Source organism: Helicobacter felis ATCC 49179 (assembly GCF_000200595.1).
Lineage (GTDB): Bacteria > Campylobacterota > Campylobacteria > Campylobacterales > Helicobacteraceae > Helicobacter > Helicobacter felis.
The window spans coordinates 618,652-641,023 of sequence record NC_014810.2; the positions used below are offsets into that span (position 1 = coordinate 618,652).

A 22,372-nucleotide genomic window follows, 5' to 3' on the forward strand; every position below is an offset into this window, starting at 1 on the left:
TTCTTTGTTTCGTGGCCTTGTGTGTGTGTTGTTGTGGAGTGTATCCTTATTGGCCTCTGAGATTACCATGGATCCCTTTGGATATTTGGGTTTGATCTACAATCAAGGCACGGGGCACAAACCTCATAGCTATATCGGTTTTGATGCGCGTGTGGGGACAAATTTTTCTTTTAACAATGGTTGGGCTTTTGGAATTGGGGCGATTGGGGCGTGGAATGTTTATAGCCACAATAAAAAGTTTCAACCCATTGTCAGCATTGGTAATGTGCTAGGGAGTGTGGAGAGCAACATGCGCCCTTATTTGAGCATGGGGGATATTTCCGATGCCTATGTTAAATTTGATACCCAACGGCTTAAATTTGCGATCGGGCGTTTCAACACGAATTTTGTAGATTTTGATTGGATTCAGGGCAATATTCAGGGGGGTAGCCTCTTTATCCACCGCAATGATTGGCGGCTTTGGGGCGTTTTTATGGATTCTTTGCTCTATACGGGCTATCAGGGCAATGATTTGCAAGGGCCTAGAATTGCTACAGGAATCAACGCCCTAGCGTCCTACGATCCGGTTTCTAAGAAAAAGTATGTGGGAGGCGAGGTGGTGGCCTTAGGAGGAGGGTATGCCAATAAAGGTTTTGAAATTTCTCCCTTTTTTCTAGCCGATACGAAACTCCCCTCAGAGGGGGTGGGTTCTTTAATTCAAACTGGGATTAAAATGCAGTATGAAGTGGGAATGCCTAAGGGTTTTAAATCTTATACGATTGTGCATGGAATTTATCAATACGGCGCTACCGGCGGGATTGTCAAACAGGATCAAAGCGGGTTATTTTGGATCGATCAAACCTTTACCTACAAAATTTTCAATTTTGGAGCGGGGTTTTACATTGTGCCGGCTTTGGGGAAAGGATTTTTTTGGTCCTTTAATGACAAGAGCAAATTCTATGGACGGGGAATCAACTCCGTGGGCGTGCCGGCCATCTATTTTGCTAACAACACCATCACGGGTTATCTTTTTGGAGGCATGGGCACTAAAAAAGTAAGAGTGGATATGATGTTGGCTTATGGGGTTTATCAAGAATATTCTTTAATGACAAATTACAAGATTTGGCAATACCGCAAAATGATCCTAGATGCAGGCATTGGTTATGTCTATTCGCGCTCCTCTAAAGTGGCCAACACCATTGGCAATTCTTCTTTTGTGCTCTTTACAAAGTTTTCTTACTGATGTTACAAGTGCGCCATCTTTGTAAAAGCCGTTTTGGGCGTAAAATCTTAGATAATATTAGTTTTGACCTGCATGCTGGAGAAATGGTAGCTTTGCTTGGTCCTAATGGGGTGGGTAAAAGCACTTTGCTTAAGATTCTTGCTGGACTGTGTGCTCGCTATCAGGGTGAGATCATGATTCAAGGCCACAAAATAGGCTTAGAGAGTAAAAAAATCATCGCTTATTTGAGCGATCAGAATTTTATCGCGCCCCAAGCTATCGCCCTTAAAATGCTCGATTTTTATCAAGATTTTTTTCAAGACTTTAATAGAGAACGGGCCTTAGAGTTGTTGGAACGCTTTAAAATCCCTCTTCAAACTCCTTTTAAATACTTTTCAAAGGGCATGCAAGAACGCTTGCAACTTCTCCTAACTCTCTCTAGGAAAGCCCAACTTTTTCTCTTAGATGAACCTTTGGGGGGGGTAGACCCTTGTGCGCGTGAAGAAATTTTAGCCCTCATTTTAGAGCAGTGCGCCCAAGCAAGTGTCTTGTTGGCCACTCATCTGATTTATGAGATTGCGCCCTACGCCCACCGCGCGATTTTTCTTAAAGAGGGAAAGATACTTGTGTGTGAAAAGAAAGCAGATTTAGAACAAGCCTACAAGGAATGGGCGCGGTGATCAAGCTCTTTAAAAGGGATTTTTTAGAGCATTGCCGCCCTATTTTGGGTCTTTATCTCTTTTTGATTCTCTGCTGGGAGATGATCCAACACCCCGTGCATGTTTTCCTCTTTTTAAACTCCCCTGTCTTTTTTCTTTTGGCTAATATTTTTCTTATCTCAGGATTTATTGTCCTTTTTGTTTTAATTTTTCTAGCCCTTTTGCGCACTACGCAACAAGATCTCTTTGGCCAACAGGCTTTTTTAACTTGGAGTTTGCCCTTAAGTGTGGATCGCATTCTCATGGCCAAGATCGCTAGCAATTTGGCTTGGATAGCTCTTGGATTGATAGCCCTTATCTTAGCAAATACCCTAGATGCCCTCTTAGCAAGTAGATCCTTTGGGGAATTTATAGAGGGTGTGAAATTTTATTTAACTCAGCATGGCCTTCGATTATTGCAAGATGCGCTTTTATTCTTTCTTGTTGCTACTCTCTCTATTTTAAAGATTTTGGCCATTTTTGCCCTCTTGCATAGCTTAAAACTCAAGCGGTGGGCGATTTTTTGGGGGATTTTGCTTTTTGCCTTAATCAACGCCACTCTAGCTCTCCCCTCTGTATTTTTTCATCAAGAAAGCGCTTCTACAGACCCACTTTTTACCCTCTATGTATATTTCCCTTTTTTAGAAACCCAAGCTTCTTTGAGCGCTTTAAGCGCTTTAATTTTAGAATGTCTTAAGATTATAGGTCTTTATGCGCTTGTGCGCTATCTCATCTTAAAACACTTGGAGTTGTAATGAGAAAAATTTGTCAAATCTTGTGTGTGGGACTTGTGAGTAGTTTATCTGCTCAAGGGGATTATTGCAGTAATGAATGTTATGGGGATAAGAGTTCGCGCATCCCTGCTTTTGAATTCCATTTGGGTTTCCCTCATTCCACCGCCTATTACCGCAAACACCAAAAAACTCGCGAACATATGCTTAAAAAATGCCACGAGGCATTCACTTCTAAGGGAACCATCAATCTAATGAGCAAAACCTTTAAAAACAACTGCGCGCACGCTAAAGAAGCCCAAGATCAAGAAAACCAAGCCCGCCTCAAAAACCAAACTCTGTAGTTTTAAACGCGGACTGATTTCCTTATTTTTGCTCAGGTTGCCAAATGGTTTTTTCAGAAGGCGTGTAATCCTTTTCATCTTCTAAGACCTGAGCCTTACTTTCTGCACAAGCATTCAAAAACACCACCGCCACTCCGGCTAAGAGCCACCAACGCATCGCTATCCTTTATTTAAAATTAGAAATTTTTGAGAATCATTATAGCCAAAAATTTTAATCCTTCCCCTTGAGCATTTGGGCTAGCAAAAAAGCCAATTCCAATGCTTGGGTAGCATTCAATCGCGGATCGCACTGCGTGTTGTAATTTTGTTTAAGGCATTCTTCACTGATGGCTTGCGAACCCCCTAGACACTCGGTTACATTTTGTCCCGTCATTTCTAAGTGAATCCCCCCAACATGACTTCCTAGTGCATGGTGGATGTGGAAAAAATCCTTAACCTCTTGGAGAATCTGCACAAAAGAGCGGGTTTTGATCCCCTCTTGGGTCTTGATCGTATTGCCATGCATAGGATCACACACCCAAACCACCTTTTTTTGCGCTTTGAGCATGCCCTCCAAAAGAGGAGGAAGAAATTGTTTAATGGCACTGCCCATGCGCACAATAAAGCTCAAACGCCCCGCCTCATTCTCTGGGTTGAGAATATTGCAAAGCGCAATCATCTGATCTAGGGTCGCATTCGGACCGATCTTAATGCCAATGGGGTTGCCCACACCCCGTAAAAACTCTACATGCGCTTGATCGACTCCCCTTGTGCGCTCTCCAATCCATAACATATGGGCCGAACAACTATACCACTGCCCGCTCAAGCTATCTTGGCGCACAAGAGGTTCTTCATAATTGAGCAATAGAGCCTCATGGCTGGTGTAAAAATCTGTTTCTTTGAGGGCGGGAATATTGCGCACCCCGCAAGCCTGCATGAAGTCGAGAGCTTGCGTGATTTGCATGGCCAAGGCTTCGTATTGTTGCCCAAAATCATTATTTTTTACAAAGTCCAAATTCCAGCGGTGCACCTCTTTGAGATCGGCTAATCCGCCCTTAGCAAAGGCGCGTAATAAATTTAAGGTCGCCGCGCTTTGGTGGTAAGCTTGTAAAAGACGCTTGGGATCAGGCTCTCTTGTCTCTAGGGCCGTGCCATTGATCATATCCCCACGATAAATGGGCACTTCTACTCCATTAATACATTCGCTTTCTTGACTTCTAGGTTTGGCAAACTGCCCGGCAATGCGCCCCACCTTGATCACCGGACAACGCCCCCCAAAAGCCAACACTACGCCCATTTGCAAAATCACCTTAAATAAATCCCTAATGGCGTCCGCGCTAAAGTTGTTAAAACTCTCTGCACAATCTCCTCCCTGCAATAAAAACGCCCGCCCTGCGCACGCCTCTTTGAGGGCTGTTTTCAGACTACGGATCTCTTTGGCAAAGACTAGAGGTGGGTAACTCTTTAACTGCTTTTCTACCGCCTCTAAGGCTAGAGGATCGGGGTATTTGGGTTGTTGTAAAATGGGAAAATCACGCCAAGAGCGCGTATGCCAATTTTTTTGCATGCTTACCTCAACTTCTGTAACGCTTCTTTGATCATCTCTTCAGTGCTCAAACCTTTTAAATCCGCGCACACTTTCTGCACTTCTAAACTTTTAAACCCTAAACTCTCTAAAGCCTGGACTGCCTGAATATAAGCCGGGTCTTGGTGCGCTGAGGGGAGATAACCCTCAAGATCAAACATGATCTTAGAGGCCAATTTGCTCCCCACTCCGGGAACTTTTTGGAGGGCTTTAGTATGCTGTGTCTCTAGTAGAGTAGCAAACTCCAAGGGGGTGTAGACAGAGAGAATTGCTAAGGCAATCTTGGGACCCACGCCACTAATTTTAATCAAACGCACAAACAGCGCGCGTTCCTCCAGTTCCAAAAAGCCAAAGAGGCTCTGATCGCCCTCTTTGCTAATAAGAGAGGTATATAAATGAACTTCCTGCCCTTCTTGCAAGAGGCTACTGGTGTGTAAACTTACTTGCACGCCATAAACCACTCCCCTCACATTGAGAGCTATCAGTGTAGGTTCGATGCTATGCACATGGCCTATAAGCCCTACAATCATGATTTGGTCCGCACTAAAGTAGTGCCATCTAATTTAAAATCCACCATCTCCCCATTCTCTGTTTGGAGAGTTTGGATTTTACGCCCCGTATAAATGCGGTTACAAGCAATGCTATTGAAGGCTGGCCAAGGCCCCTTACGCGTGAGGCGCGCATCGCGCATGTTAGATTCAATGGAAGTTAGGCGTTCTATGGATTTGTGGTTAAAATCCTGAATTTTGAGCAAGTAGGCGCGCAAGACTTTGATGCGGCGCAAACAATCCATAAAGTCATGGTAAATGCGTTGTACAGATTCTTCTTCCATTAAAGCTTTACGCGCCATAGCGTCCGCGTTTTTAATCTTATCAATTGTGTCTTGGTTTTTCTGCAAAAAGAAATTGAGATCTTGATACTGCGCCATCACTCTTTGTGCCTTTTCTTTGTGAAAAGCCATTTGCGCCTTAGTTTCCTCTAAGATACGCTTAGTGTCTGGATCAGCAAAGGCGGAGAACAAAAAGCGATTCTCACTCCCCTCCACCCCCTCTAAAGCGCATTCTTTAGAAAAATGTAGAGTGTTGTTAGATTTGAGTTGCTTGATATGGATTTCTCTAGCAAAAATCTGCGCCCCACTGCTCGCATCCACCTCACATTTTTGGGCGATAATGCTCCCCCTATCGGCGTATTTGCATACAACTTTATTTCCTTTGCAAACGCCCTTATTGTTGCTCACAAACACCTCATCAGCCTCCACGCGACTCTCATTGTGTAGTTGCCCCTCTATGATCACTTTTTTTGCTAATAGGCGGACATTCTTACCCACATTGCCTTTGATGTGAATTTCTTGGGCTTCGATTTCTAAATTACTCTCAATCGCGTTATCGATTTCATTTTTCGCACTAATAGAGAGAATCATCCCATTTTGCACACCTCCTAAAAACATAGGTGTGTTGGTGCTTTTCATTTCTACAAAGCTATTTTTTGTAAAGCTCTTAAGAACTTGACCTATGAGGGTCGCGTATTGAGGGACTTTAGAAAAATAGACAACTTTATCTGGACTCTCTTTGATCTCAAAAGCATCGGCACTGCACTCAAAAGTAGTGATTATGGGCTTTTCTTCCTTGACCTTGATATATTGCCCCATCAAATCCCGCCCACTGATTCCTTGAATAGGTTTGATATACTCTAGCACCGCATCGCCCACTCCCGCACCATAAATCGCATTAGCAGGGGCTTTTTGCCCGCTTTTTTCCTCCCAAACTTTTTTAAGCATAAAATTCACTTGGCCGGGCTTATTGGGGCGGTATGAAGCCCGCTTGAGCAACATTTGATTAGGCCGTTGATTGTCTTGCATATAGTGCAATAGATTTTTCTTTAGGGTGGCGTGCTGGGTGTCCATTTGCCGTAATAAAATCTTATGATAAGCCATTTGAGCCTCTATGGCTGTATACACTTCTTGGAAGAGCTTTTCATCATCTACCAACATAAAGGGGCTTTCAAAGATAATGTAAAGCTCTGTATTGTCTTCTGAAATTTGTAATTTGAAAAAATATTCAAATAATTTCTTCTTGATGCAAATGTCGTAGCGTTGGATGACTTCGTTTTGTTTATCGTTAAAAAAAACTTCTTCGTTGATTTTTTTAGCCTCTTCTTGAGAAGCCAATTTAAACACATCTTTAGGATTGGAGCGTATCAAGGTATGCACTTTGAGCAAGTCAAAATGGAGCTCCTCGATGTCCAAACCATGGGTTTGAGCCACTTTCTCTAACTCCAAGTGAATATCTCCACAATCATTGACAACCTTAGAGTAAAATGCCATGCGCAACTCTCCTTCATTCCTATAGCTTTTCTGTCTATTTTAGCGTGCTTGTGCTTAAGGGTGTGTTTTTATCTTTTTTAGGATAGAATGCGCTCTTTGCTTGCAGGGGTGCTTTTGCTCAAGAGATTCTTTTTTACCAATAGCTCGGGGATTTTATGTTCTAGAGTGGCCGGCTTTGTGCGCGATCTCTTGAGTGCGTCCATTTTAGGAAGCGGGGTTTATAGCGATATTTTCTTTGTGGCTTTCAAATTTCCTAATCTCTTTAGGCGTATTTTTGCAGAGGGGGCATTTAGTCAGAGTTTCTTGCCCGCCTTTATCCATAGCCGCCACAAAGCCGCTTTTAGTTTGAGTGTGCTCACTATCTTTAGCCTTTGCTTGCTGTGTTTGAGCGTGGTAGTGCATTTTTACGCCCCCTTTTTTACAAGATTGCTCGCCTATGGTTTTGATGCCCATACCATCGCTTTAGCTCAAGACATCGTGGCTTTAAATTTTTGGTATCTACTCTTAGTGTTCTTAAGCACCTTTTTTAGCGCACTCTTGCAGTATAAAAATAGCTTCTTTGTGAGCGCGTACCATACAATTTTGCTCAATATTGGCATGATTGCCGCGCTCTGTCTAGCTAAAGATAAGACTTCTTTGGAAGTGGTTTATTATTTGAGTTATGGCGTGCTTTTGGGGGGGGTAGCGCAGGTGTTGGCGCACTTTTACCCTCTATATTCTTTGGGCTATGTGAGACTTTTTTATCTAGGGCTTAGATTCGGCTTTAAGCGCAAAGATTCTTTGAAAATAGAACTCAAGGATTTCTTTAAAAAATTCTTCCCTAGCGTGCTGGGCAATTCAGCAAGCCAACTCTCCGCCTTTTTGGACACCCTGCTCGCCTCTTTTTTGAGCGCGGGTAGTATTTCTTATCTCTATTATGCTAATCGCATTTTTCAACTTCCCCTAGCCCTCTTTGCCATCGCCATTTCTACCGCCCTTTTTCCCACCATCGCTAAGGCTCTGAAAAATGGCAAGTCTCAAGAGGCGTTTGTGCATATGCAAAATGCCTTTTACTTCCTAAGTTTTACCTTGCTTGCCTCTAGTTTGGGCGGGATGGTGCTCAGTGAAGAGATCATCTCTTTACTTTTTGAGCGGGGGCGTTTTGGAGCTCAAGATGTGCTAGAGAGTGCTGGAGTATTTAGAATGTATCTTGTGGGGCTTTTGCCCTTTGGTCTCTCTAAAATCTTTTCTCTTTGGCTTTATGCACAAGGGCAACAGCTAAAGGCGGCTAAAATCTCTCTTTATTCTTTGATCTTTGGCTTTGTAGCTGCTCTGGTGTGCATGGGACCTCTTAGAGCAAGCGGATTAGCTCTAGCGAGTAGTTTGACGGGTTGCATGCTCTGCTTTTTAAATCTTAAGGCTTTTGGATTTAAGCGCTTTTTGGGCATGATCGAGGTTAAAAAAGGGGTGGGGTTGGTGGCACTTTTGAGTTTAGAGGCGGCTATCCTCTATCTTTTCTTATGGTGCTTGAGGGCATTTTATCTATTTCAATACCTGAGTTGAGGGCGCACATGCAAGCCGTTTATATTTATGATAGCAAGACAAAGCAAAAACAGCTTTTAGAACCCCTTGTGGGTCATGATGTGAAAATTTATATCTGTGGTCCCACGGTTTACGATCATGCCCACTTAGGGCACGCGCGCAGTGCGATCGCCTTTGATCTGCTCAGGCGCACCCTAGAGCAGAGTGGGTATGTTGTAGAGATGGTCAAAAACTTTACCGATATTGATGATAAGATCATCGCCAAAGCCGCTCAAGAGGGGGTTAGCACTTCTGCTTTGAGCGCGCGCTATATTGAGAGCTACACAGCGGACATGCAGGCTTTAGGCGTGCAAAAACCCCACCTAGAACCCAAAGCAACCGCCCACCTAGGAGCAATGTTTAATATCATCCAACAACTCTTAGACAAGGGGCATGCCTACCAAATAGATCATGATATTTATTTAGACACCCATAAAGATCAAGCTTATGGCTCTTTGAGCGGACACATTTACAATGAAGCCGATGTGAGCCGCTTAGAGGACAACCCCCTAAAACGCCACCCCCAAGATTTTGCCCTGTGGAAATCTTATAAGGGGGAAAGCGATGTAGGTTATGAAAGCCCCTTTGGTAAAGGTCGGCCCGGGTGGCATTTGGAGTGCTCTAGCATGATTTTTGCTAACATGGCTTACCATGATCAAGCTTATCAGATTGATATTCATGCCGGAGGGAGCGATCTCTTCTTTCCCCACCATGAAAATGAAGCCTGCCAAACCCGTTGCGCCTTTTCTCAAGAGTTGGCCAAGTATTGGATGCACAATGGCTTTGTAAATATCTCCGGGGAGAAGATGAGCAAGAGTTTAGGCAATAGTTTTTATGTCAAGGACGCGCTAAAAATCTATGATGGGGAGATTGTGCGCAATTATCTTTTGGGAATCCACTACCGAGCGGTCTTGCATTTTAATGAAGAGGACTTGCTAGCTAGTAAAAAACGCCTTGATAAGATTTATCGCCTTAAAAAACGCGCCTTAGAATGCGCTACAAAAACCCCACCCCCAAGCCCTAATCCAAATTTTCAACGCGCATTTTTACAAGCCCTCCAAGACGATCTTAACATTTCTAAGGCTTTAAGCGTGTTAGAAGAACATGTCCATGTGTGCAATGAGATTCTTGATCAAGCCACTAAACAAACCCGCGCTTCTATGGCTTGCGCCATCTTAGAAGATCTTGACTATGTGAATACCCTGCTGGGTTTGGGGGGCAAAGACCCCATTGCCTATTTTCAATTAGGCGTGGACGCCACTCTTTTAGCCCATATTGAAGAGCAAATCGCACGCCGTTTAGAAGCCAAAAAGGCAAAGGATTTTGCCCTAGCCGATCGCATCCGTGAAGATTTGGCCCATCAGGGGATTTTACTTATGGACACCCCCCAACAAACCCTTTGGGAACGCTTATAGGAGGTTTTATGCAAAAAGTCGCCGTTATTATGGGTAGTAAGAGTGATTTAGAAATTGTCCAAAAAGCCTTTGGGATTTTAGAGGAATTTGAAATCCCCTTTGAGGCGCATATTTTTTCAGCCCACCGCACCCCTGAAGCCCTTAAAGCTTTTGCTGTGCAGGCGCGCGATCAAGGCTTTGGGGTTTTGATCGCTGCAGCGGGCAAGGCTGCGCACTTAGCCGGGGTGATCGCCTCTTTGAGCACTTTGCCTACAATCGCTATTCCCATGCGTGGGAATGATTTACAGGGGCTAGATTCTTTGCTTTCCAGTGTGCAAATGCCCGCAGGCATTCCTGTGGCGTGTGTGGGGATCAACGCCGCAGAGAACGCCGCGTTATTGGCTATAGAGATTTTAGCCCTAAACTCTCCCAAACTCCAAGACAAGCTCGCTCAAAAGCGCCAGCAACAAGCGATGCAAATTCTTAAAGAAGACCAAAATATCCATCTTGAATACAGCAGGAACTCATGAACATACAAAAACTTCTCTATGAAGGCAAGGCCAAAAAAGTTTACAGCACAGACAATCCACAGCATTATATCGTGGAGTATAAGGACGAAGCCACCGCTTTTAATGGGGCTAAAAAAGCCACTCTGCAGGGTAAGGGGCGTTTGAATAACCGCATTAGCAACACGCTGATGAGTTATCTTAACGATCATGGGGTTTTAACCCATTTGGTTCAAGAGATGAGTCCTACTCAAACTTTAGTCAAACAATTAAAAATGTTCCCCCTAGAAGTGATTGTGCGTAACCGCGCGGCTGGGTCAATTTGCAAGCGTTTAGGATTTGAGGAAGCTAGAGCATTCGCTCCCCCACTTGTAGAGTTTTGTTATAAAAATGACGCGCTAGGCGATCCCTTTATCAATGACGATCATGTGCGCATTTTAAATTTAGCTACCCCTGAGGAATGCGCCACTATCAAGACTTTAGCCCTTAAAATTAACACCCTCTTAGAGGCATACTTTCAAAAGCTAGACATCATTCTTGTAGATTTTAAACTCGAATTTGGTAAGGACGCGCAGGGCACGATTATTTTAGGCGATGAGGTTTCTCCGGACACTTGTAGATTTTGGCATGCCCAAAGCGGGGAGAAGTTGGACAAGGATCGTTTTAGAGAAGATTTAGGCGGAGTGTGTGAAGCCTATGAAATGATTTTAAATAAAATCTCCCAAGGTTAGGCATGCGCAGTATTAGAGAGGAATGTGGAGTTTTTGGCGCATTTTCCCCACAGAGCGCGCACTTAGCCCCCCTATGTTTTAGCGCGCTGTGCGCCTTGCAACACAGAGGGCAGGAGGGTTGTGGGATTGCCATCTCTTCTAAGGGGCACTTCACCTATTACAAAAATACCGGGCTTGTAGGGGATGTCTTTAAGCCCCAAATTTTAGAAAAATTGGGAGCTGGGGAGATTGGCATAGGGCATGTGCGCTATTGCACCACCGGACCTAATAACCGCACCAACGCCCAGCCTATTCTTATTAACCACATCAAAGAGCCCCTAGCCGTTGTGCATAATGGAAATTTGGTTAACTCTTTGGAGTTGCGCCGTGAGTTGGAGTTACAAGGCTATATTTTTCATACCTCTAGTGATACGGAAGTGATCGCCTATCTCATCGCCAAAAACAGACTTAAAACTTCTAGTTTGGAAGAGGCGATCCAAGCTGCAACCCCCCATCTTCAAGGGGCGTATTCTTTAGTGATCATGTCGCCTAGTAAACTTATCGCCCTGCGCGACCCCCTTGGATTCCGCCCCCTTTGTTATGGCAAAACCGCTGAGGGGATCGCGGTCGTGGCTTCTGAGAGTTGCGCTTTAGACGCGCTAGGGGCGACTGCACTCAAAGACATCGCACCCGGAGAGATGGTGAGCTTCTCAGCAGAGGGGATTCAAACAAGTCATATCCCTCAAAAGGCGACCTCTAAAATCTGCTCTTTTGAGTATATTTATTTTGCTAGGGGGGATTCGGTGCTTGAGGGCAAGAGTGTGCACTTAGCCCGCTTGAGAGCGGGGGCATATTTAGCCAAAATCCACCCGGTAGAGGCAGATATTGTCGTGGGTGTGCCCGATTCAGGGATTGATGCAGCACTGGGTTATGCGGAGGCTTCGGGCATCCCTTATGCTGTGGGTTTTATTAAAAACCGCTACATCAGTCGGACTTTTATCACCCCCCAAGCAGAGCGCGAGGAAAAGTTACGCCTCAAACTCAACCCCATTATTCCTAATTTAAAGGGCAAGCGGATCGTGCTGGTTGATGATTCGATTGTGCGGGGCAACACCACCAAGCGTATCGCTACGCTACTGCGCAATGTGGGCGTGAAAGAAATCCACATGCGTATCAGCTCCCCCCCCTTTATCCACCCCTGTTTTTATGGCACAGATATAGACTCCGAAGAACATCTCATCGCCTGCAAGCATTCTACTGAGCAGATCGCCCAAATTCTAGGTGTGGATTCTTTGGTCTATTTGCCCTTAGAGGGGATTACTTATATGCTTGAGGGGTTAGGATTTTGTGCAGCATGTTTTGGAGGCGGGTATCCTACTCCCATTCCTAGCGAGCAAATCCGCCTCAGCGCACCAACTCATATTTAAAGGATTTTGATGCACAGCCATTATAAAAATGCCGGGGTGGATGTTCAGGCGGGCTATGAGTCTGTAGAGCGCATCCAAAAGCACATCGCACGCACCCGTATTCAAGAGTCCAACACTCTAGGGGGATTTGGGGGGCTCTTTGCGCTCAATTTGGAGGGGTTTAGCCAACCTATGTTAGTGAGCGGGGCTGATGGCGTGGGCACCAAGTTAAAGCTAGCTTTTGCCTTTGGAGGGCATGAGAGTGTGGGGGTGGACTGCGTGGCGATGTGTGTGAATGATGTGATCTGTCTTGGGGCTAAACCTCTTTTCTTTTTAGATTACATCGCTTTGGCCCAAAATGAGCCTAGCAAGGTAGAACACATTGTCGCTGGCATGGCGCAAGGTTGCATCGAGGCAGGTTGTGAATTGTTGGGCGGAGAGACTGCCGAGATGCCCGGCTTTTATGCGCCCAAAGAATACGATCTAGCTGGCTTTTGTGTGGGGATTGTGGATAAAAGCAAACTTCTAAATGTAGAAAATGTGCACGCAGGTGATGCCATCATTGGGCTAGCTTCTAGTGGTTTGCATTCTAATGGTTTTTCTTTGGTGCGCAAGATTTTACAAGATCGCTCTATTGATCCCTCTACCTACACCCTTGCAGGGCAAAACCTTGCTCAAATCCTCTTAACCCCAACAAAAATCTATGTCAAAGCGATCTTAAAGCTTTTAGAGCACCTCCCCATCAAATCCCTAGCCCATATCACGGGTGGGGGGTTTTATGAGAATGTCCCGCGCGCTCTGCCTGCAGGTTTGCAAGCCAAAATTACTAAAAACACTTTTGCAACCCCGCCCATCTTTGACTTTCTAGCCCAAGAGGGGGGCATAGCACAAGAGGAGATGTTTCATGTCTTTAATATGGGGATTGGAATGGTGGTTATCTTGCCCGCTGTGCATGCCCAAGAAGCCTTAGAGCTCTTAAGAGCATGCGATCAAGAGGCTTATAAAATTGGAGAAGTGCAAGAAGGCAGAGGAGTAGAGCTATGCGACTCTTAAGTGAAACTCTGCAAAACCAACGCTATTTTGGGCGCGGGATCATTGTGGGTAGAGCCCCCAAGAGCCCCCATGTGTTTTTAGCTTATTTTTTAATGGGGCGTAGCGCGCAGAGCCAAAACCGCTTTTTTAGCCTAGAGGGTAAGAATCTACAAATTGCCTTTGTAGACCCTCAAAGTGTCGCTGACCCCTCTTTGATCTTTTACCCTCCCATCGTGCAGCAAAATAACCATATCATCATCACTAATGGGAGTCAAACCCAGATATTACAGCAGTCTTTGCTCTCAGGACAGGATTTTCAACACGCCCTAAACCAACAGAGTTTTGAACCCGATTCCCCCCATTTTACCCCTAGGATCAGCGCGCTGATTCACTTGCAACCCCAAAATTTTAGCTACCAAATGGGCTTAGTCAAAAATATACAGGGGACTTGTGCGCGTTTTTCCTTTAACTATGAGAGTGCGAGCGGTGTGGGGCATTTCTTACACACTTATAATCATGACGCTAACCCTCTGCCCTCCTTTGAGGGCGAACCTAAACCTATTGTGCTCCCCTCTACTCTTGAGGAGCTGGGTAACACCCTTTGGGAAGGCTTGGATTTGGAGTATAAGATCGCGCTGTGTGTGCAATCTGTGCACCTAGACACCCATCAAGTCCAAACCTACATTTACAATAAATACAGCAAGGATTGCTAATGTCTCTCTCCCTCAAATACGGCTTTAACCCCCACCAAGCCCAAGCTAAAATCTTATCAAGTAATCTCCCTTTTGCCATTCTCAATGGCACGCCTAGCTACATCAACTTTTTAGACGCGCTCAATGCTTACCAGCTTGTTAAAGAACTTCAAGAGGCGAGTAAGCGCCCTGCAGCCACTTCTTTTAAGCACCTCAGCCCCACCTCAGCCGCGCTAGCCCAGCCCCTAGAAAAGCAACGCCTCCAAGCCTATTTTTTAGAAAATCTTGCAGAATGCCAAGACTCCCCCATCGCCTCCGCTTACGCGCGTGCAAGGGGAGCGGATCGTATGAGTTCTTTTGGGGATTTTGTCGCCCTCAGTGATTTATGCGATGTGGCTTGTGCCAAATTGCTAGCCCAAGAGGTTTCAGATGGCATTATTGCCCCCGCCTTTGCTCCTGAGGCTCTTGAAATTCTCAAGCGTAAAAAAGGGGGGCAGTATGTGATCTTGCAAATTGATCCTAATTACACCCCCCCAGAGCTAGAGAGGCGCGATGTCTTTGGGATCACCTTTGAGCAACAGCGCAACTCTTTAACAATCACCCCTGATCTGCTCAAAGACATCCCCACACACAACAAAACCCTCCCCAAGCAAGCCCAAGAGGATTTGATCTTAGCTTTGATCACCCTCAAATATACTCAGTCCAATTCGATCTGTTTGGCCTACAAGGGGCAGGTGATTGGCGTAGGAGCAGGGCAACAATCCCGTATCCATTGCACTAAGATCGCTGCTGACAAGGCGGATTTATGGCATTTGCGTGTCCACCCCAAGGTGCTAGATTTGCCCTTTATAGAGGGTTTAAATCGCCCCACTAAGGATAATCTCATCTATGCCTACCTCACACATGGTTTAAGTGATGAGGATTTAAGTCTTTTAAAACGCCCTGTGCCCCCCTTAAGCGCACAAGAAAAAGCGGATTATTTGGGGCGTGTGAGCGGGGTGAGTTTGGGCAGTGATGCCTTTTTCCCCTTTAGTGATAGCATTTTGCGCGCGCATAAAAGCGGGGTGCGCTACATTGCTCAAAGCGGGGGGAGCAAACAGGATTTGCAAGTGATTCAAGCCTGCAACGGGCTTGATATGGTCATGGCTTTCACCCATGTCCGCTTATTCCACCACTAGGAGAACTCATGAAAATTGCCATTATTGGAAGTGGGGGGCGCGAACATGCGATTTTAAAAAAAATCTTAGCCCCCAATCGCCAAATTTTTATGCTTCCGGGCAATGCCGGAATGCGTGAGGCTCGCTGTGTCCCCATTAGCGTAGACGATCAGCAAGGCATTTTAAACTTTGCCAAACAAGAAGCCCTAGATTTCATCATCGTATCCCCAGATAATCCTCTTGTAGATGGCTTAGTCGATGTGCTTGAGGAGGCAGGTTTTGCCTGCTTTGGACCTAGAAAAAGCGGGGCGCGCTTGGAGGGGAGTAAGATTTTTGCCAAAGACTTTATGCAAAGACACAACATTCCCACAGCAAGCTATGATAGTTTTGACTGCTTGCAAGAAGCCCTGAAATATTTAGAAAAAGTGGAGTTTCCCTGTGTGATCAAAGCTGATGGGCTCGCCTTTGGCAAGGGTGTGATCATCGCTCACAATGCCAAAGAGGCGCAAGAGAGTTTAGAGGCGATGATGCAAGAGGGTGTTTTTGGGGAGAGTGGAAAAAGGGTTGTGATTGAGGAGTTTTTGCAAGGACCTGAGGCTTCTTTGCTCACCTTTTGTGATGGTTTGACACTCAAAGCCATGCCCCCAGCGATGGATTATAAACGCGCTTTAGATGGGGATCGAGGTTTGAATACGGGGGGGATGGGTTGTATTGCGCCCAATCCTTACTGGAGCGCTCAAATTGCTAAAGAGTGTGAGGAGAAAATCTTAATCCCCACTCTTAAGGGAATCCAAGAGGAAAATCTGCATTTTAGAGGGTGTTTGTATTTTGGGCTCATCCTCACGCCCAAAGGGGTCAAAGTGCTTGAATATAATTGCCGTTTTGGCGATCCAGAAACCCAAACTCTGCTCCCCCTCCTGCAAAGCGATCTATTAGAGATCATGCAGGCCTGCTCTACCCAAACCCTAGCCAAGCAAGAGGTGAATTTTGCTCCCCTTTCCTCTTGCTGTGTGGTCTTGGCTTCTCAGGGTTACCCAAAAATCTTTCAAACAGGACACCCCATTAACTACCCCTCTCATCTTGACATTTGTTTTGCCGGGGTTAAGCAGGTGGGTGATCAATTAGTCAATGCTGGGGGGCGGGTGTGCAGTGTTACAAGTGTCGCGCCCAGCCTGCAAGAAGCCCGCAAAGAGAGCTATCAACGCCTCTTAAAAATTGATTTTAACCCTGCGCATTATCGCCAAGACATCGGGGCGGGACTGCCATGATTGTCTATGTGCGCAAAAAAGAGGGGTTTGATTTTTTAGAGCGCGATCTGTGCGCCACACTCAAGGATATTTTAGCCATTCCCACGCTTGAAAAAATTATTTGTGTGCAGGCGTATTTGCTAGAGGGTTTGACAGAAGAACAACTTGAGCGCGCCCAAATGCTCTTTTGCACCCCACAGACAGAAATTTGTAGCGCGGAGCTAGACCTATCAGATTGTGCGGGGCATTTTGCCCTCCAAACCCTCAAGGGGCAGTTTGATCCAAGAAGCCATGCAGCCTTGCAGTGTTTGCAAATGCTCTACCCAGAAACCCCAAATATTGATGTCGAATGCGCCACTATCTATAAACTCTATGGTCAGCTTAACCCTAAGCACCAAGCCAAGATTTTAGATTACTTGCAAAATCCTTTAGAAAACCACGCCATCCCCCTCCCTCTGCAAAAGGCGCGCGTGCTTTTAGATAAGCCCTTTTGCGCCACTCTAAAGGATTTTTCTACCCTTACAGATTTTAGCCCCCTGATTGCCCAACACCAACTCTCTTTACGCCCTGAGGATTTGTGCCTCATTCAAGAACACCTGCCACACCTAAACGCCCTAGAACTTAAAATTTTAGACACCTTTTGGTCGGATCATTGTCGGCATGGCACATTTTTTACAGAGCTTACCTTTAGCACAGACGATCCCTTGAGCCAAGAAATTTACGATCTCTACTACGCACTACACCAAGAGATCAGGGCGCACAAACCCATTAGCCTCATGGACCTCTCTACCCTTATGGGCGCGTCCTTAAAAAAACAGGGCAAAGCCACATCGTGGGTGCAAAGCGAGGAGAACAACGCCTGCACTCTAGCCATCGAGCTTAACACCCCCACGGGCAAAAAACCCTATTATCTTTTTTTCAAAAATGAAACCCACAACCACCCTACAGAGATCGAGCCTTACGGGGGGGCTTCTACTTGCATTGGGGGAGCAATTCGCGATCCCTTGTCCGCACGCGGGGTGGTTTATGCTGGGATTCGTATCTCAGGCTGTGCTAACCCTCTTGAGCCCATTACTCAAACTAGAGCGGGCAAACTCCCCCAAAGAAAAATCGCGCTAGGTGCTTCTGAGGGCTTTAGTGCTTATGGGAATCAAATCGGGGTGGCTACGGGTCTAGTTGCAGAGATTTACCATGAGGGCTACAAGGCTAAACATTTAGAATTAGGGGCGGTGCTAGGAGCAGCCCCTCAAGAGAATGTGCGCTCTTTAACGCCTATGCCCGGAGATATTGTGCTCTTGGTAGGGGGGCGCACGGGGCGCGATGGTTTAGGGGGGGCTAGTGGTTCTTCTCAAGCGCACAGCGCGCATTCTATAGAGATTTGCGGAGCACAGGTGCAAAAAGGAGACGCCCCAGAAGAGCGCAAACTGCAAAGATTAATGCAAAATCCCCAATTTTCTACTTTAATCAAGCGGTGTAATGATTTGGGAGCTGGGGGGGTGAGTGTCGCGCTGGGTGAACTTAGCTCCAGTGGGATACGCATTGATTTAAGCGCACTGCCTACCAAATACACGGGACTAAGTGCCTTTGATTTGGCTTTAAGCGAGTCGCAAGAAAGAATGGCGATGCTCATTGATCCTAAAGATTTGCCTCTTTTTGAGGAGTTATGCGCCTCAGAAAATCTTTTAAGCGCGCCTGTAGCTACTATCACTACTAGCGGTTCTTTAGAGATGGTGTTTGAAGATAAAATTGTAGCTAATATCCCTATGAGTCTATTGCACAGCCAGGGGGCAAAACGCCACGCTGATGCTTATCTTGGCAAACCCACGCCCTCACCAAAGCGCGCCTATGATTTTCTCTTAGATTTAAAGCAGTTAGTTACAGACCTTAATTTTTGCTCGCAAAGAGGCTTAGTAGAGAGATTTGACTCCACCATTGGAAGCAACACAATTTTTATGCCCCTAGGGGGGAAATACCAAGCCACGCCCATCCAAGCAATGGCGCACCTCATCCCCTTTGAGGACACCTCAACCTGCTCCTTAGCCACCTTTGGGTTTGACCCCTATCTTTGCGCCCAAGACCCCACGAGGGGGGGGTATTGTGCTGTTGTGGAGTCGGTGTGTAAACTCATTGCCTGCGGGGCGCGCTTTGAAGAGATTTATTTGAGTTTTCAAGAATATTTTGAGAGTTTGGGCAGGGACGCGCTCAAATGGGGAAAACCCTTTGGGGTGTTGCTTGGAGCTTTTTTAGCCCAGCACAGACTCCAAATTCCTTGCATAGGAGGCAAGGATTCGATGAGTGGGAGTTTTGAGGATTTGAGCGTCCCCCCCTCTTTTATCTCTTTTGCCTTCTGCGCTCAAGAGGCGACACATTTAATCTCGCCTGAGTTTAAAGCCCCTAATCATTTTATTTATCTCATCCAAGCTCCCCTAGATTCTTATGGACTTCCCTATGATTTTGAGGGCATTTTTGAGCGCATCCACACCCATATTTTAAAGGGGCATATCCTTGCTGCCTATGCTCTAGGCAGAGGAGGGGTAGCAGACGCGCTGATTAAAATGTCTTTGGGTAATCGCATTGGGGTGAATCTAGAGCCTGCGCTTGATTTAGAAACTTTGTTTGCGCCCGGTTATGGGAATTTTGTTGTGGAGAGCGCATGCGCACTTGATTTTGGGGTGATATTGGGCAAAACAATGAGCGATCCAAGTTTGCAAAGAGGATCGCAGAGTTTAAAATTAGAGAAATTATTAAAACTTTTTGAAAGCCCCCTAGAATCTTTGTATCCTAGCCGTGTTGTTGTGCCCTCAAACCCTCCCCTTCCCTCCCCTATTCCAACCCCTATTTTAACTTCTAAGCTTAAGATCGCCAAACCTAGAGTGCTTATTCCGGTATTTCCGGGCACTAACTGCGAACAAGATACAGAGCGCACTTTTAAGCAGGCGGGCGCATTGGTGCAAACTCTAGTGATTACTAATCTCACCCCTGAACATTTAAGCGAGTCGCTTGTGCGCATGCAAAAAGCTATATCTAATAGTCAAATTCTCTTTATTCCGGGAGGATTTTCGGGGGGAGATGAGCCTAGCGGGGCGGGCAAGATGATTCAAGCTTTTTTCTCTAGCCCGCGCTTGCAAGAGGCGATCATGCAACTGCTAAACAAACAAGATGGACTCATTGGAGGGATTTGTAATGGCTTTCAAGCCTTGCTAAGATTGGGCTTATTGCCCTATGGGGAAATTCGACCTCTTAGCCCCCAAGACCCCATTCTTTTACACAACACCCTTTTAGCCCATCGATCTAAGATTGCTTATGTAAAAGTCCTCTCTAACGCTTCGCCATGGCTCTCTTGTGCGCAAGTTGGAGAGATTTATGCTGTGCCCATCTCGCATGGGGAGGGGCGTTTTTATGCCCCCACTCAAACCCTCACAAAATTAGCTAGTCAAAATCAAATCGCTACCCAGTATGTTAACTTAGAGGGCGAGCTGAGCGCAGAGTCTAATCCTAACGGATCGTTGTGCAATATTGAGGGGATCACATCTGCTTGTGGGCGTGTTTTTGGGAAAATGGGGCATACAGAGCGTTTTAAACATCTGCTTTATAAGAATATTCCGGGGAATTTTAAAATGGACATTTTCAAGGGCGCGGTGGGGTATTTTGAATAAAAATAGTGTATCTTGTGGGAGTATCAATATTATTTTGTTACACTGACCAAAAAGGATAGATAATGTTTAAAAACATGGCCTTGCGGAATAAAATGGTCTTGGTGATCGGATCGGTCTTGGTAGTGCTTGTTATTGTTTTGAGTTATATTATCTCTTTCAAAGTGGAGAAACTTTTAGAAGAGGAGGCTCTTAACCGTTTGCAGGCCCAAGTGCGCAATGCCGGTCAAGGAGTGCAAGATAGCATCACGCGCTTGCTGGTGCGTTTGCACATTTTAAGAGCAGCTTTGTTAAGGGATTCCTCAGATATTAGCTTTGATAAAGCCCTTTTGAGCCAGTATGTCTATTACACCAGAAGTGTTTTTGCACTCTCCATTGCGATGGAAAATGATCGTAAGAACGCCTTAGTGTTTGAAAAAACCACCAGCCAAGGGGACAACCTTAATAGTCTTACCGGATCAGGCAAGATTGAAGTTACTTCCGCACCCAATCTCTACCAACACCCTCTTTATCTAACTGCCAAGCAAAAGAAAGATTTTATCTTAGGCAAACCCTATTTGCGTAAGATGCAAGATGGAAGCACTATTTATGGCGTGGATATTGGCTATCCTCTTCAGGATGAAAAAGGGGTTTTTAAAGGAGCCATTCTTGTTTTCATTAACATCGATCGCTTTGATTATGTGCTTCAAGCTTATGGGGTGGGAGATACTAAATTTAATTTAGTTGCCCAAGATGGCACTTCACTGGTGGTTTCTGGGAATAAACAATGGCGTGGGCGTGCATGGCAGGAAATCCATGCGGATTTTAGCCAACAAGTCCTCCCCTTTGTGCAAAGGGGGGAGAGAAGGGTGCTTGAAATATACTCTCAAGTAACTCATGACATGTCTTACGCAGCAGTGTTTCCTTTCAGTATTTTTAAAGACCCTGCTAAGAGATACTATTGGGCTGTAGTGGGAGTGCGTAGTGAAAAACGGGTATTCAGAGATATTGACTCGATCAAGCTTACAGTGCGCGTTGCTGGAGTTGTCGGTTTAGTAACGGTGATTGGTATCATCTATTGGCTTTTGTATGTCTTGATCAGTCGGCGCATCCAAAATGTGGCTAGGAATTTGGAGAATTTTTTTAGAATCTTGCGCCATGAAGTCGCGCCCGATCAGATCAAACTTATCCCTGCTACAAGCGCAGATGATTTAGGAAAAATTCAAAGTTCCATCAATGAAAACATTCTGCGGGTTCAAAAGACTCTCTTGCAAGATGAAAAGGCTGTGCAAAATAGTATTGATGTAGCTTCTAAAGTTGAGATGGGGGACTTTAGCCAAACCATTAGCGCAGAACCGAGCAACCCCTCTTTAGTAGAGCTCAAGAAGAATATCAACAACATCATTTTGTATATGCAGAGAAATATTGGGATGCATATGAAAACCATTAACGAAGCCTTTGAACGCTATGCACAATATGATTTTAGGGAGGGAATCCCCAAGGCAAGTGGACATATTGAGGTGGTGCTAGATGGATTAGCCCTTGAAACTAGGCGCATGCTTGGCACTTCTGCAGAGTTTGCTAAAGAATTAAACAATAAGGTAGGGGTGCTTAATAGTTGTGTGGATCGCCTTAATGAGGTGGCTAATAACCAAAACAATAGCCTAGATAAGACCATTGGAAGTATCGCAGGGATCACTAGTGGGATTACAGAAGTGGCGCACAAGAGCGAGGGGATGATCCAACAGGGACAGGATATTAAAAACATTGTGGAGATTATCCGCGATATCGCCGATCAAACCAATTTATTGGCACTGAACGCTGCCATTGAAGCCGCACGCGCGGGTGAGCATGGGCGGGGCTTTGCGGTAGTGGCTGATGAGGTGCGCAAACTTGCCGAGCGCACCCAAAAATCTTTGAGTGAGATCGAGACCAATATTAATGTCTTGGTGCAAAGTATTTCAGACACTTCAGCCAGCATTCAAAATCAAACTAAGGAAGTGGAGTTCATTAACCAGTCTTTGGAGGAATTTAAACAGGACACTCAGAGCAATATCGCTATTGCGCGCGACTCTTTGGGGGCTTCTCAAGATATTAACCGCATTTCCCAAGAAATCTTACAAGATGTGGAGCGCAAGAAATTTTAGACTCCTTGGCATTTTGGCTTGCTTGGGT

Annotated in this window: 19 protein-coding genes; 15 read left to right on the forward strand and 4 right to left on the reverse strand. The window is 45.5% G+C overall.

Annotation, left to right across the window (positions count from 1 at the left end):
- The first annotated feature begins 67 nt into the window (after positions 1-67).
- Genes HFELIS_RS03125 through HFELIS_RS03140 form a run of 4 tightly spaced genes read left to right on the forward strand, consistent with a single transcriptional unit; the run spans position 68 to position 2,974 of the window.
- Positions 68-1,222: a hypothetical protein gene (locus HFELIS_RS03125; RefSeq protein WP_013469085.1), complete on the forward strand. Its 1,155-nt coding sequence runs from the start codon at positions 68-70 to the stop codon at positions 1,220-1,222.
- Positions 1,219-1,881, forward strand: coding sequence for an ABC transporter ATP-binding protein (locus tag HFELIS_RS03130; RefSeq protein ID WP_407918930.1), 663 nt, complete (start codon positions 1,219-1,221; stop codon positions 1,879-1,881). The genes HFELIS_RS03125 and HFELIS_RS03130 overlap by 4 nt, the downstream gene beginning before the upstream one ends.
- Positions 1,878-2,654, forward strand: a complete 777-nt coding sequence (locus HFELIS_RS03135; protein WP_013469087.1) for a hypothetical protein — start codon at positions 1,878-1,880, stop codon at positions 2,652-2,654. Before HFELIS_RS03130 ends, HFELIS_RS03135 begins: the two co-directional genes overlap by 4 nt.
- Entirely contained in the window at positions 2,654-2,974 is a 321-nt protein-coding gene (locus tag HFELIS_RS03140; RefSeq protein WP_013469088.1) for a hypothetical protein, read from the forward strand. The genes HFELIS_RS03135 and HFELIS_RS03140 overlap by 1 nt, the downstream gene beginning before the upstream one ends.
- Positions 2,975-2,996: 22 nt before the next feature.
- On the opposite strand, the gene HFELIS_RS09475 is transcribed toward HFELIS_RS03140, so the two are convergent.
- Genes HFELIS_RS09475 through HFELIS_RS03155 form a run of 4 tightly spaced genes read right to left on the reverse strand, consistent with a single transcriptional unit; the run spans position 2,997 to position 6,861 of the window.
- Positions 2,997-3,131, reverse strand: coding sequence for a hypothetical protein (locus HFELIS_RS09475; protein WP_013469089.1), 135 nt, complete (start codon positions 3,129-3,131; stop codon positions 2,997-2,999).
- 54 nt (positions 3,132-3,185) lie between these two features.
- Positions 3,186-4,520 (reverse strand): class II 3-deoxy-7-phosphoheptulonate synthase, encoded by a 1,335-nt coding sequence (locus HFELIS_RS03145; RefSeq protein WP_013469090.1) that lies wholly within the window; start codon positions 4,518-4,520, stop codon positions 3,186-3,188.
- A 2-nt stretch (positions 4,521-4,522) separates the two neighbouring features.
- Positions 4,523-5,068 carry a Holliday junction branch migration protein RuvA gene (ruvA, locus tag HFELIS_RS03150; RefSeq protein ID WP_013469091.1) on the reverse strand — a complete coding sequence of 182 codons (546 nt, stop codon included), beginning with the start codon at positions 5,066-5,068 and terminating at the stop codon, positions 4,523-4,525.
- Complete coding sequence (locus HFELIS_RS03155) at positions 5,065-6,861, reverse strand: FapA family protein (protein WP_013469092.1); 1,797 nt, start codon at positions 6,859-6,861, stop codon at positions 5,065-5,067. The genes ruvA and HFELIS_RS03155 overlap by 4 nt, the downstream gene beginning before the upstream one ends.
- A gap of 114 nt (positions 6,862-6,975) precedes the next feature.
- On the opposite strand from HFELIS_RS03155, the gene murJ reads away from it, so the two are divergent.
- The 11 genes from murJ to HFELIS_RS09630 all read left to right on the forward strand — a co-directional run bounded on the left by murJ (position 6,976) and on the right by HFELIS_RS09630 (position 22,344).
- Positions 6,976-8,403 carry a murein biosynthesis integral membrane protein MurJ gene (gene murJ, locus HFELIS_RS03160; protein WP_041303149.1) on the forward strand — a complete coding sequence of 476 codons (1,428 nt, stop codon included), beginning with the start codon at positions 6,976-6,978 and terminating at the stop codon, positions 8,401-8,403.
- Between the two features lie 8 nt (positions 8,404-8,411).
- Positions 8,412-9,836, forward strand: a complete 1,425-nt coding sequence (gene cysS / locus HFELIS_RS03165) for a cysteine--tRNA ligase (protein ID WP_013469094.1) — start codon at positions 8,412-8,414, stop codon at positions 9,834-9,836.
- A gap of 8 nt (positions 9,837-9,844) precedes the next feature.
- Complete coding sequence (purE, locus tag HFELIS_RS03170; RefSeq protein ID WP_013469095.1) at positions 9,845-10,345, forward strand: 5-(carboxyamino)imidazole ribonucleotide mutase; 501 nt, start codon at positions 9,845-9,847, stop codon at positions 10,343-10,345.
- The gene (gene purC, locus HFELIS_RS03175) at positions 10,342-11,052 is read left to right on the forward strand and encodes a phosphoribosylaminoimidazolesuccinocarboxamide synthase (RefSeq protein WP_013469096.1); all 711 of its coding nucleotides are present in this window, start codon (positions 10,342-10,344) and stop codon (positions 11,050-11,052) included. The genes purE and purC overlap by 4 nt, the downstream gene beginning before the upstream one ends.
- 2 nt (positions 11,053-11,054) lie before the next feature.
- Positions 11,055-12,458, forward strand: a complete 1,404-nt coding sequence (gene purF / locus HFELIS_RS03180) for an amidophosphoribosyltransferase (protein WP_013469097.1) — start codon at positions 11,055-11,057, stop codon at positions 12,456-12,458.
- A gap of 9 nt (positions 12,459-12,467) precedes the next feature.
- A complete protein-coding gene (gene purM / locus HFELIS_RS03185; RefSeq protein ID WP_013469098.1) occupies positions 12,468-13,490 on the forward strand; it encodes a phosphoribosylformylglycinamidine cyclo-ligase in 1,023 nt (340 codons plus the stop codon).
- Entirely contained in the window at positions 13,478-14,182 is a 705-nt protein-coding gene (locus tag HFELIS_RS03190) for an IMP cyclohydrolase (RefSeq protein ID WP_013469099.1), read from the forward strand. Before purM ends, HFELIS_RS03190 begins: the two co-directional genes overlap by 13 nt.
- Positions 14,182-15,339 (forward strand): phosphoribosylaminoimidazolecarboxamide formyltransferase, encoded by a 1,158-nt coding sequence (locus HFELIS_RS03195; protein WP_013469100.1) that lies wholly within the window; start codon positions 14,182-14,184, stop codon positions 15,337-15,339. Before HFELIS_RS03190 ends, HFELIS_RS03195 begins: the two co-directional genes overlap by 1 nt.
- An 8-nt stretch (positions 15,340-15,347) precedes the next feature.
- Positions 15,348-16,586, forward strand: coding sequence for a phosphoribosylamine--glycine ligase (purD, locus tag HFELIS_RS03200; RefSeq protein ID WP_013469101.1), 1,239 nt, complete (start codon positions 15,348-15,350; stop codon positions 16,584-16,586).
- Positions 16,583-20,221, forward strand: a complete 3,639-nt coding sequence (locus HFELIS_RS03205; RefSeq protein WP_013469102.1) for a phosphoribosylformylglycinamidine synthase — start codon at positions 16,583-16,585, stop codon at positions 20,219-20,221. Before purD ends, HFELIS_RS03205 begins: the two co-directional genes overlap by 4 nt.
- Before the next feature lie 1,712 nt (positions 20,222-21,933).
- Positions 21,934-22,344 carry a methyl-accepting chemotaxis protein gene (locus tag HFELIS_RS09630; protein ID WP_456236128.1) on the forward strand — a complete coding sequence of 137 codons (411 nt, stop codon included), beginning with the start codon at positions 21,934-21,936 and terminating at the stop codon, positions 22,342-22,344.
- Positions 22,345-22,372: the final 28 nt, after the last annotated feature.